Below are 12202 nucleotides of genomic sequence, written 5' to 3'. Positions count from 1 at the left end.
TCACGGTCATGGGGACAACGGGGCAGGGGGCGGCGGAGCAGGACGCCGCTGAGATCAACGCGCAGGCTGTGCACGGCCGTTCGGTCCTGGGCGGGATTTTCGCCGGGCTGCGTCTGACGGTCACCTCGGGGGCGGCCGGGGCGGCGGTCGCGGCCCTCGTGGTCGGCGTGATCCTGGAGCGGGTCCCGGTCTTCCTCTCCGGCGGCGGAGTCCTGGTCCTCCTCATCCTGATCGGCTTCGTCGCGGGGCGCCGGCGCCCGGGGACCGTCGAGCCGCCGGCCGCCAGGACCGCCCTCGCCCGGATCGAGGACCTGCGGGCGACGAGCGGTGAATCGGCCGACGTACCGGTGGATTTCCGGCTGACCGTGGCGCCGGAGCCGGAGGACGGCAGACCGGCGTACCGCGTGAACACCACCCAGCACATCAACCTGGTCGACATCCCTGTCTACCGGCCGCGCTCCATCGCCGTGGTGGAGTACCGCCCGGACGAGCCCTGGGAGGTGCGGATCGTCACCCGCCCGGCCCCGGAGTGGAGCCGCCGGGCCGAGGAGGCGGAGATCGACTCCGCGCCCGAGTCCACGCTGGTGGAGAAGCCGGGGCTGAGCGAGGGCTCCTGGTGCCTGCTGGTGCTCTTCACCTTCCTGGCGGGTGCGGCGCTGCTGGTGCTCCTCTTCCGGGGCGAGCTGTTCACGTCCGACGACGACACGGGGTCCTCGGCGAATCAGCCCTCCGCCACGGCGTCCGCCTCCTCCTCCCGGACGTTCACCTCGTCCACCACCGTCTCCGGGCCCTCCTCCTCGCTGCTGGTCCTCGGGCGGATGCGGGAGACGGCCACGGAGCTGGAGGCCCGCGTGGGGACCTCGGAGGTCACCGCGATCACCATCGAGGAACGTCACATGAGGATCCGTGGCGACGCCGCCCGCCCGGCCGCCGGGACGATGCACGTCCAGATGCTCCCGTACGAGCTGTTCCCCACACTGGTCCACGAGGCCCGCACGACCCTGGGCGTACGCGAACCGAAGAGCTGGCGCATCGACGTGACGCCCGGAGCGGGCACGGGAGAGGGCCCCCGGGTCCGGGTCACGGTGAGTGGTGAGGAGGGCACCGCCCACCTGGACGCGGACGCGACGGCCCGGGTCGTGGACCGGCGGCCGGTGGGGGAGAAGGAGAAGGCGGGCTGACGCGGGGCCGCCGGGGCGGGCCCGTCTCCACCGTGCCTGCGCGCCCGTTCCGGTACGGGGCCGCCGGCCGGCCGCCCCGCAGCACGGACTTCCTCGGGCGGCAGGGGGCCGCGCCACCGGACGGCGGTCAGATAAGGATCTTCAGGAGGACGCCGATGATGAACGCTCCGAGGATCCCGGCGATGGTGGCCACGAACCAGGTTTGGTAGAGGAGACCTAGCTCCTGGGAGTCTCCGTCCTGCGGCGCAGGCGCGGGACGGATCGGCGTCGGCGCGGGACGGATCGGCGTCGGAGTCGGTGCTTTCCTCGGTGGAGGGGCGGCGGCCGACGCAGATGTGTACGAGAGCGGGAGGGGCACCGGCGGCTCGGAGGGGGCCGGCACGGCGGCGGGCGGCGCGGGTTCCTGGGACCGTGCCGGTGCCTGGGCCGGTGCGGAAGCCGGTGCGACGACGGGCGCGGGGCGGGCGAGAAGGTCCTGCACGATCTGCTGCCACACCTGCGGGGGCAGGTCGGGGGCCCGGCCGCCCGGGGGCGTGACCAGGAGGCGGCGCAGCCACTCCATACCCGTGTCGCGACCGTCCTTGAGGACGATGTTGAACAGCGGCCGGAGATCGGGGGCCTGGTGCGGGTCCCGTACGAGCGGGGCGACGGCCCAGGAGAAGAGATCGGCCGCACGCTCCCGCATCTCCGGGACGGACGGACTGTCCGCCTCGGGCCGGCCGGGCCGGAAGTAGAGGTTGTGCCGCAGCACTTCGGTGCAGAGCGCGTGTGCGGTCGCTTCGTCGCGGGTCCGCTGTCGCCCCTCGTCGGCCAGTTCGGCCAGGACGAGATCGCGGGAGGCCCACGGCAGCCCGTCGGCGCGCAGGAGGGTCAGCAGCGCGGTGTCCCGGAGGTCCCGGAGCCGGGCGGCCAGCCGTGCGGTCTGGGCGGCGTCGACGCGCTGGTGGACCAGCAACTCCTGGTGCAGCCGGTGGAGTTCCCGCTCGTGGCGCGTCTCCCCGTCCTGGTGCTCGTAACGGTTCACCTGGGGTTCCCGGCGTTCGTACGGGTCTTCGCGCCGGGGGCCGATCGCGTACGGGTCTTCGCGCCGGGGTTCGATCGCGTACGGGTCTTCCCGCCGGGGTTCGACCGCGTACCGGTCCTCCTCCCGGCCCCTGCGCTCGTGCCGGTCCCCCTGCGATTCCCGGCGCTCGTCGATCGCGTACGGGTCTTCCCGCCGGGGTTCGATCGCGTACCGGTCCTCCTCCCGGCCCCCGCGCCCGTACCGGTCCTCCTCGCGTACGCGGTGGTGGCGGCTCTCCTCCGGTGCGGGGGCGTGGCGGGCGTCCAGCATGCGGCGCAGGGCCGCGCGCCGTTCCTGCCGGGGCAGGCGGGCCCCGGAGAGGAGTTCACCGGTCAGATGGGGCACACCCGGAGGTGCGTCGGGGCGGTCGAGCACGTACTCGACCATCTCCTTCGCCGCTGCCATCTCGACGTCCCCCTCGGCGGGGGCGGGCAGCCGCAGCCGGATGCGGGCCAGCGACCGGGTGCCCGCCGCCTGGGACGACCACTCGGGCACACAGGTCAGGCGCAAGGAATGGGTGTCCACCGTGTCGTACGTGGCGTAGCTCCACTCCGTGCCGAACCAGTCGCCGAACACCGACAGCAGCCCCAGGTAGACCAGGGGGGCGTAGTTCCGGCGCGGCCAGCCGGGCAGCTCGTGCTCCTCGGCGAGGAGCGAGAGCCGCCGGGACGGGTCGCGCAGCCACTCGGCGGTCACCACCATCAACGGCTTCTTCACCGCGGGGAGTTTGTCGAACATGTCGCGCAGCTGCTCGGCCGCCGCCGCCCGCAACCGGGCCCCGTCCAGCGTCGGCAGGCCCCCGGCGGCCGTCTCGGCGACGGCTTGTTCGCTCCAGGCGGTGCCGCCGAGACCCAGGCACCGGCGCGGCGTCAGGGTGTCCGGGTCGCCGAACACCGCGTGGCAGGCCATGCTGGGCCGGCCGCCCCGGTCCAGGGTGGGCCACCGCTGGAGGAGCACGGTCCCGGCGGCCTGGGAGGAGACCCGGACGCTGCTCGGGCGGGGTGCCGAGCCGGGGCCCGGCACCCAGAGCAGCCCGCCGAGTTCGCGGCGGAGCGACTCCGCGCGCTCGGCGGAGCAGGAGTGCGCCACCGCCGCCATCCCCGCATTGGAGCGGCCCTGGTTCCCGTCCCAGCGGAAGACCACCTGGTCGAGCCGGCCGCCCGGGCCGCTCTCCTCGTGCCAATCGAGGGCGTCGTTCACTGCGGTTCCCTTCCCACGCCGAATGATGTGGCGCCCCCGGGCGCCTCGATGATCCCGTGCATCGCCAGCAGCGACACCAGGGGTTCCAGCACCCGGCGCGGCCCCGCGCCCGCCGGGTAGCGGCCCTGGCTCTCCTGGCCCCCGGTGGCGGACGCGATGTGCAGGGTGCAGCGGCGGAACGCGTCGAAGGGCCGCAGCCAGGCCTGTCCGGCGTACTGCCGCAGCAGCGCGTAGACGTCCCCGCTCTCCTCCCGGAACTGGTCCGGGCCGATCGCGGCGGGCGGCGGCTCGCCCAGCCAGCGGTCGACCGGCGGCTGGAACCGGAGCAGGTCGGACTTGCCGAGCACCATCGCCGCCGGGGTCTCCAGATAGGGGCCCCGGCGCGGCAGCCGGTCGAGGACCGTGCCGAACGCCGCGTCACCGTCCCGGTCCACCTCGGTGCCCCAGCGCTCGCGCACCCCGTCGAGCTGCGGCAGCGGCAGCGCGAGCGCCGGGTCGACGACGAAGACCAGGGCGTCGATGCCGAGCAGGAAGCGCAGCGCCCCGTCGGTGCGGACGAGGTCCTCGCCGCCCAGGTCGAAGAAGGCGACCGGGCGCACCCGCCCGCGCGCGTCGGTGAGCAGCAGCGACTCGACGAACCGCGCGAAGCCGTCCAGGCCGACCCCGCTCGTGTGGTCGAGCACCTTGCCGCTGCGCAGCGGCTGCACCCGCTCCCGGACGAAGCGGGCGTGCTGTTCCGGGTTGACGGACTGCCAGCCCACCCCGTACCGGTCCAGGCCGCCGTCGGTGATCTCGGCGATCATCTGGGTCAGCAGGTGGCTCTTCCCGGTGCTGGACTGGCCGATCATGGCGACGGTCAGCGGGCGGCCATGGGTGAGGTAGGGCACCGGGATGTGGTGCTCGGGGAAGTCCGGGTCTGCCGTGCACTGCTGGACCGCGCCCCGCATCACGTCCTCGCGCCGTACCGGGTTGCCGATACGGGAGAGGTCCAGGGGCCGGTACTGCATCTGGTCGTCCGTCACGAACAGTCTGTTCAGGTCGAGTTGGATGCCCTCCAGGCAGTACGGGCAGAGCACCTCCCCGGGGGCCCGGTCCTCGGGCGGCCCGTCCGCCGGGTCCTCGGCGGGAGCGGGCGCCCGCCGCTTGGCGTCGATGGCCCGGTCGAACGCCTCCTGATGCGGGCGGGAGCCGTCCGGCGGGGTCGCGGGCCCCAGCCGCCGCGCCTCCTCGGGGGCCAGCAGCTCCAACAGGGCCGCGGGCGTGGGGCGTCCGGCCGCCGTGGGGGCGAACGCGCGGGGCAGTGTCCCGGCGAGCACCCGGTGCCGGTCGAGGTCGGCGGGGGCCCGGTCGGCCGGGCCGGGTCGGCCGGTCACGAGCTGGTAGAGCACCTGGGCGGCGCTCCACACCGCGTCCCGGGGGTCGACGAGGCCCTCGCCCCGGTGCTGCTCGGGCGAGGCGAACGGGGCCCGGCCCCACGGCGTCCGGGGCCGCCCGGCGCGGTCGACGCTCTCCAGGCCCCAGAACTGCACCGACGTACCGTCCCAGAACACGGTCGCGGGCGAGATCCCGCGCGCCACGAGACCCTGGCCGTCCAGCAGGCACAGCGCCAGCGTCAGGTCCCGGGCGAACACCCGCTGGTCGCTCGCGGACATCACATGGGTCCGCCCGACGGGGATGCCGCGCGGGGCGGCGTACAGCAGGAACGGCTCGGCGGTGTCCAGCTCGTAGCCGATGACGGAGGGGAACAGATACGCGTGCGGGGTGTTCTCCAGGGTCCGGTCCAGGCGCAGGGCGGTGCCCGCCTCGGTGTCCAGCAGGGCGCGGGCCGCCGGGTTGGCGGCGTCGGCTGCCGACAGGAACACCTGGACGCACCGCTGCCCCCGGTCGTCGAGCAGCCCGTTGCGGATGCGCTGGGGCAGCGCCGGATCCCGCCGTGAGTCCGGGCCGAAGCGGGCCGGGGTGGTGCGCCGCCGCCCGGTGGGGTCGGCGAAGACGAGGTGGGGGCGCGGGGCCCCCGATGGCGCGGGACTGCCCAGCGGGGTGGTGCTCACCACCGGTCGTCCTCCCTGAACTCGGCGCGGACGGTGGGCTCGGCGTGGTCGGCGCCGGTCCGGGGACCGCCGCCGGTGCTCTGCCGGGGCAGGACCGTGTCGACCACGCCCATCCGCAGCGGGGTGAGCCGGATCAGCCCCGCGTACCGCCCGGAGGAGGTCCACAGGGCCTCCTCGGCCGGCGGCGAACCGCTCTTGCGCCAGGCGGCCTCGATCTCGCCCTGGAGGGTGCCCGGGGCGAACCGGATCCACAGGGCGGCCTCCGGGTCGCGGCTGAGGAGGGCCCCCTGTTCCGGCGAGGACAGCTGGACGACGGCCCCCCGGTCCGCCTCCCGGCCCACCAGCTCGGCGACCCGCAGCGAATCGGTGCCCAGCAGCCCGGCGGCCGTGGTGTGTGCCCGGTGGTCGGCCGGGTACGGCGGCGGGGCCAGCACCCCGTAGCGCCACAGGTGGTGGCGGGCGGCGGACAGCAGTTCGCGGACCCGCTCCTCGGTCCGCGAGAGCGCGAGCGCCCCGGCCTGGCCGCGCTCCACGGCGCCCCAGTAGGGGGCCATGGCGGCCATCGCGGTGTTGCGGAGGTCCCCGGCGAGGGTGGCGACCAGGTCCGGCCCGCCCTCGCCGGTCTCCCGGTCGAGCCAGCGGGGCGCGCGGTCGCTCTCGCCGCTCCCCCACGGGGCGTCGTCAGGTCCGGCGGGATACGGGGCCGGGGAAGACGCGCCGTACGGCCCGGGGGCTCCGCCGTCCCGGTCGTCGTACGGGTCGCTGCCCCGGTCGTCGTACGGGTCGCTGTCCCGGTCCCGGGTGTTGTCCCAGGCGTAGGCGGCGGCCCAGTCGCCGTCGTCCGCGCCCCCGTCGGCGGCGTCGGGCTCCGGGGTCTCCAGCGCGGAGGGCCCGTCGAGCCAGCCGTCGTTCCCGTACGGGCCGGAACCGCCCGCCCCGGCCGGGGCGAGGGGCTCCGGTGCGGCCTGGGCGTCGGCGGCGGTCGCGGTCGCCCGCAGCATCCCGGCCACCGAACGCGCGGCGTCCGCGCAGTACAGCCGCTCCTCCGCCGCCCAGTGCTCGCGGACCAGCTCCGCCAGCAGGGCGTCGAGCCCGTCCAGCGCGGTGCGCAGCGCCGTCGTGCCGCGCCCGGCGGCCCAGGAGTCGGCGGCGTCCCGCCAGAGCCTGCGGACCGCCTCGGCGGTGAGGCCGAGACCGGCCAGCAGCCCGGACCCGCCGAGCCAGAGCGGCGGGTCGGCGGCGTACGCGACCGCCGCCCCGGCCACCGCGCCGGCGACGGCGGCGACCCGCGGGCCCATCGTCCACCGGGCGGCGCGCCGGCCCGTGCGCAGCCGGTTCGCGCCCAGCAGCGCGACGACCACGAACAGCACCGGCACCAGCAGCGCCGCCAGGACGGCGGGCCACTGCCACAGGCCGCCCAGCAGCCCGGCCGCGCCCGCCATGAGCAGCACCGTGCCCGGGGTGCGGGGCGGTGCGGCGTACTCGGTGGCGGAGCCACGGGTCACCGACTCCTCGGAGTGGTCGGCGAGCCGGTGCAGCAGCGCGGTGCCCGGCACCGGCTCGACCCGCCCGGCCAGCGCGGTGAAGTGCTGGGCCACCGAACGCAGGGTGAGCCCGTCACCGAGGAGCGTGCCCGCCAGTTCGCGGAGTCCCTCGCCGACGCGTTCCCCGGCGCTGTCGGCCGTCGGCACCCGCAGTCCGAGCGCGCCGAGCCGGGCGGCGGCCTCCGCGGTGGGAGCGGCGCCGCCGCCGACCCGGAGGGCCCGTTCCACCAGGGCGCGGAACCCGTCCAGATCCTCGCGGGCCTGGTGCAGGTCCGCCTCCAGGGCCTCGCGCCGGGCCGGGTGTAGCAGGCCGGGGAAGGACCGCAGCGCGACGAGGTCCCGGTCCGCGCGGTCCAGGGACTCCGCGCACGTCCGGTGCGCGCGGTCCGCCACGTCGTCCGGCCGCCGGTGCCCGTGGCTCCGGCGGTCCCGCCCCGTCACGAGGGCGCGCAGCGGTTCGGGCAGCCGGGCGTCCGGGGTGATGTCGACCGGGTCGCCCGTCCCGGTGTCCTCACCCGCGAACCGGGTCAGCGCGTCCCGCCAGGCCCGGTCCCTGACCTCCGTCGGCAGGTCCTGCTCCAGCAGCCGTACCCCGGGCGCGGCGACGGAGTCGGGCAGCTTCCGCAGGCTCTCCAGGACCCGGACGAAGACGTCCGGGACCGACAGGAGGTCCACCAGGACGGCCAGCGCCGCGGGGTCGTCCGGCTCCGGCCGGTCCAGGGCGTTACGGGCGGACCGCAGATCACCGGCCCACACCAGGCCGGTCGTGGCGGCCCGCAGGGTCGTGGGCCGCACCAGCCGGCGGTCGGGGAGGTACGCCTCCTCCCCGCCGGCGTACGAACCGGGGGAGCTGCCCACCAGCAGCACCAGGATCCGGGTCTCGCCCACCGCCCGGTAGCCGGAGAGCAGTTCGTACTGGAGCTGGTGGTCGGTCAGCCCGGCCGGGGTGTCGGTGACCAGGAACAACGGGTAGTCCGGTTCCGGCAGTCCGGCCCGGCCCAGCTGCTCGGCCACCTGGTCGCGCACGGCCTGCGAGGTGGCCAGGGCCGCGGCCCCGGCGCGCAGGTCGAGACGGACCACGGCGGTGGTGTCCTCGGGAGAGGTCACTGCGGGCCCCCGTTCCGGCGCCCGGCGCCGCCCTCGTCGTCCGTGCCCCAGCTGTCGGCGTCCCAGCCGCCCTCGGCCGGAGGGCGGAGCGGTGGCCTGTCCTGTTCGCCGAACCCGTCGGCGTCGCCGTCGTCCCTGCCACCGGTGCCACGGGCGCCGACGCTCCTGCCGTCGAAGCCCCTGCCGTCGAAGCTCCTGCTGTCGAAGTCCCTGTCGTCGAAGTCCCTGCCGTCGACGTCCCGGGCGCGGACGTCCCGTGCGCCGTCGGGCTCGCCCCCGGTGTGCCGGTCGTCTCCCGGCCAGGCCTCGCCGGGGGTGGCGGCGAACCGGGCGTCACCCGCCCGCGACTCCGGGTACGAGTCGGTGAACCGTTCGTCGCGGGGCCGCTCGGCCGCGAACCGCTCGTCGCGGGGCCGTTCGGACGTGAACCGTTCGTCGCGGGGCCGTTCGGACGTGAACCGCTCGTCCCGGCGTTCCGCGCGACGGACCGGCCGGTCCTCGCGTGAGGCGTCCCGCCCGTGCCGCTCCTCCGTGTGCCAGGTGTCCGTGTGCCGGTCCGCCCCGTGCCGGGCGCCCCCGTGCCGGGTGTCCGTGTGCCGGTCCGCGCCGGCGTACCGCTCCTCCGTGCCGTACGGGGCCGGGGCGGGAGCCGAGCGCGGACCGGGCAGGGTGTCGTCGCCCAGGCGTTCGCCGGTGCTCGGGGCCGAGGTGCCCCAGTCCTCGTCGTCCGCCACGACGCGCCGGCGCTCCGGCGCGGGCCGGGCGGGGGGCGTCATCGGGACGCCCCCGCGCGCGTACTCCAGCAGCGTGCGCAGCGTGGGCTGAATCGCCTTCTGGTCGCCGAACTCCATGTCCAGCGCGGCGGGCAGGGTCTCCGCCCAGAACTCCCACAGCGGCCGGATCCAGCCGTCCACGCGCCGGCCGCCGAGCTCCCGGCGCTCCGTCAGGAGCTCCAGCTGGCGCGGGGCGATCCGCTCGACCAGCTCGACGAACATCGGGTCCGGTTCGGTGCCCGCCCGCCCGACCCCGAGGGGCTGGGCGCTCATCAGCTTGCCGCAGTAGTCCTCCACGGTCCGCTCGTCGTCCAGCACGGTCCAGCGTTCGTAGGAGCGCAGCAGCTCCGACCAGCTGGAGATACCGCCGGGGAAGTCCCCGAGCCGCAGCCGTACGCCCGGGACGCCCGCCCCCTTCTCCGCGAACAGCCGCAGCCGCACCCGGGAGGGCGAGGAGGGGTCGCCGTCCAGGATGTCGACCTGGCCGTTCCACATGCAGCACAGCAGCCGGTGCAGGATCGTGCGCCGGTCCTCCTCGCTGCTCACCATCCAGTCGTCCTCGAAACCGAGACGCTGGCGCCAGCGCAGCACGTCGTGGGCCTGTTCGTCGTCCTTGGCCCTGGCCCACTGGCGCAGCACCTTGCGGGCCTCGGGCACCTGGGTGAGGCTCATCTCGCTGCGGAAGAGGACCACGGTGATCGAGTCGCTCTCCACGCCCCGGTACTCGACGGAGTTCTTCGCGTCGGACGGCAGCCGCAGCGCCTTGGAGAGGTGCTCCTGCACCTCCTCCGCCGCCTGGACCCGCGGGTGGGTGACCAGGACCCGCAGCGGCCCGGTGCCCTCCGGGGTGAAACCGACCGGCAGCAGAGCGGCGAGCTTGCGGCTGAACAGGTCGAGCGCCTCCTTGCTGACCTGGTCGGTGGCGTCCGCGTCACCGGAGGCGGCCGCCAGCAGGGTGCTCATCGACGGCAGCAGGGGCCGCTCCTCCAACTGCGCGCCGCTCTCGGCGAAGAGCCGGGTGATCCGCCCCTCCAGCCGCGCCTTGACGGCTCCGACCGCCCCGTCGGGTTCGCGGTGGCTCCGGGCGTGCACCTCCCGCCAGGTGTCCCCGTCGATGAGCCGCAGCAGCAGCGACGCCTCGTCGTCGCTCTCGCGGAGGCCCTCGCCGCGCACGAGCCGGGCCACGACGTCCTCGTAGAAGTGGTTCAGGCTGCGCTGCGGCGGCAGGAGGTAGGAGATGCCGGTGCGCTCCGCGTACAGCTCCAGGCCCTTCTGCTGGGAGGACTTGGGTTCCTGGTGGGCGTGTTTACGGAAGGCCTTCACCAGCCGCGCCAGGTCGGTGCCCGCCGTGTCCGCGTGCGACTGCCAGCGCTGCTGCTGCTCCCGCCAGGCCTCGTGCCACACGGCCCGGCTGCGCCAGCGGTACCAGCTGTCCTGGGCCTGGAGGACGACCCGTACGTCGTCGTCGCCCCACCGGGCCGGGGCCAGCCCGGCGATGCTGCCCTTGATCCGGGGGGTCTTGGGCGGCTGGTCGGTGACGCCCGGGGGCCGCTTCGGGGAGCGGGCGCGGGCGGTGAGCATGCCGAGGAACCCGAGCCGGGTGATCTCGTCCTCGCTGTCCGGGACGCCCCGGACGAGACGTTCGGCGAGGAACGGGTCGACGCTCTGGAGGAGCTTCTCGATCGCCGGGCGCGGGCTGAACCGGGCGGCCATCGCGGCGGCCTGCCGGTCGGCGATGGACTGGAGCTCGGACAGCAGGCGCTGCATGTCCCCGAGCCGGTTGTTGAGCGCCTCCTCGATCGCCTTGCCGCCGCGCGGCAGCGGCTGCGGGTCCTCGACGGGCAACTGCTTGCGCTCCCACAGCTCTTCGAGCTGGGAGTCCGCGAACAGCTGCCGGACCAGCCGCACGGTGTCGTCCTTCACCGGGTTGCGCGGGCGCTCCGCCAGTTCGGTGACCGCGACCCGCAGCAGGCGCCCGGCCACCAGGTCGGCCAGCTGGTCCATCGGCGCGGTCATCGAGGCGACCAGGCTGGTGGAGACCCCTTGCCTGCCGATGCCGGTGGGGGAGAGGGCGCTGCGGTGCACGCCCCGGTTGATGAAGCTCGCGGCGAAGGTCTGGAAGTCGTCGTCGCCGGCCATGGGCCGGCCCTGGGAGCGGCTGTCGCCCAGTTCGGTGCCGATCAGCGACATCACCAGCGACACGATGGAGCGGCGCAGGTCGTCCTGGCGGATGCCCGCGGTCGGGCTGAAGAGGAACGCGGTCGGCAGGATCCCGGTGCGCAGCCGGACCGGGGTGGTGCCCGGGTAGCGGATGCCGAGGCCGGTCTCCTGGTCGAGTTCGCCAATCTCCGCGCCGGCGGTCGGCGCGTTCTGCCCGTCGACCAGCCGGAACAGGTCGACGAGTGAGCGGGCGGCGTTCAGCTCCGCCTCGCGCCCGCCACCGGTGGAGGCGGAGAACGAGGACGGCATGACGACCAGGGGGTAGATCTTCACGCCGTTGAAGCGGCGCATCTTGAACGCCTGGTTGATCAGGTGGAGATAGTCCAGGAAGATCCCGGCGCCGGTGCCGCCGGCGACGGAGAACGCGACGAAGACATCGCAGCCGGTGACCCGGCCGCCGCCCAGTTCGCTCAGCTCGCCCGCGGACTTGGCGATGGCGTCGATGGCTTGGAGGAGGGGTTCGAGGACCGGCTGGAGGGAGTGCCGCAGGGTGGCGAAGAGCGCGGCGCGGCCCACCGTGGGGAGCTGGCCCGCGCCGTTGTGCAGCGGCGTGACGCGCGGCTCGCCCTCGCGCGGGGGCAGCCAGCCCGCGACCTCCTCGCGCAGGCCGGCCCGCAGCATCTGCGTCACCTCCGGCGAACTGTCGAAGTTCGGCAGGAGGTTGTGGGTGGCCCGCGAGGTGCGGGCGTAGGCCGCGCGCAGCGAGGAGTCCACGTTGAACTGGGGCAGCCGCTGGAGGTCGGACTCGCTGAAGTCCGCGTACACGAACTGCAGGCAGTCGGGCAGCTGGTAGGGGGCGAGGCCGCCGATGTGCTGGAGGGCGGTGCCGTCGGGCCCGCACAGGTCCACGCGCAGTTTGCGTTCCAGTTCGGCGCCGACGAGGCCGCCGGTCCCGCCCAGGCCGACGAAGAGCATCGGCTGGAAGATCTTCATGGGGTTCCTCCCGCTTCCGGCCGGGGTGGGGCCGGTTCGTCCATGGGCGGCACCGAACGGCCGCGGGGCTCGCGGCCGTTCGGCCCGCCGGGGCCTCGCGCGCCGCCCGCCGGGTGGCGGGCGGCGCGCG

Annotated in this window: 5 protein-coding genes; 1 reads left to right on the top strand and 4 read right to left on the bottom strand. The window is 75.3% G+C overall.

The annotated features are described in order from the left end of the window. Positions 1–8: 8 nt before the first annotated feature. A complete protein-coding gene (locus tag PSQ21_RS15660) occupies positions 9–1181 on the top strand; it encodes a hypothetical protein (RefSeq protein ID WP_274031122.1) in 1173 nt (390 codons plus the stop codon). 127 nt (positions 1182–1308) lie between these two features. On the opposite strand, the gene PSQ21_RS15655 is transcribed toward PSQ21_RS15660, so the two are convergent. From PSQ21_RS15655 to PSQ21_RS15640, 4 genes are read right to left on the bottom strand one after another with little or no spacing between them, the layout of a single operon-like run. Further along, the gene (locus PSQ21_RS15655; RefSeq protein WP_274031121.1) at positions 1309–3444 is read right to left on the bottom strand and encodes a hypothetical protein; all 2136 of its coding nucleotides are present in this window, start codon (positions 3442–3444) and stop codon (positions 1309–1311) included. Beyond that, positions 3441–5495, bottom strand: coding sequence for a hypothetical protein (locus PSQ21_RS15650; RefSeq protein WP_274031120.1), 2055 nt, complete (start codon positions 5493–5495; stop codon positions 3441–3443). The genes PSQ21_RS15655 and PSQ21_RS15650 overlap by 4 nt, the downstream gene beginning before the upstream one ends. After that, positions 5492–8146, bottom strand: coding sequence for a hypothetical protein (locus PSQ21_RS15645; RefSeq protein WP_274031119.1), 2655 nt, complete (start codon positions 8144–8146; stop codon positions 5492–5494). The genes PSQ21_RS15650 and PSQ21_RS15645 overlap by 4 nt, the downstream gene beginning before the upstream one ends. Continuing rightward, entirely contained in the window at positions 8143–12072 is a 3930-nt protein-coding gene (locus tag PSQ21_RS15640) for a tubulin-like doman-containing protein (protein ID WP_274031118.1), read from the bottom strand. The genes PSQ21_RS15645 and PSQ21_RS15640 overlap by 4 nt, the downstream gene beginning before the upstream one ends. Positions 12073–12202 lie beyond the last annotated feature (130 nt).

It is taken from the genome of Streptomyces sp. MMBL 11-1, from assembly GCF_028622875.1.
Lineage (GTDB): Bacteria > Actinomycetota > Actinomycetes > Streptomycetales > Streptomycetaceae > Streptomyces.
Note: the sequence above shows the minus strand (reverse complement) of the source record. Positions and strands in the feature narration are given on the sequence as shown.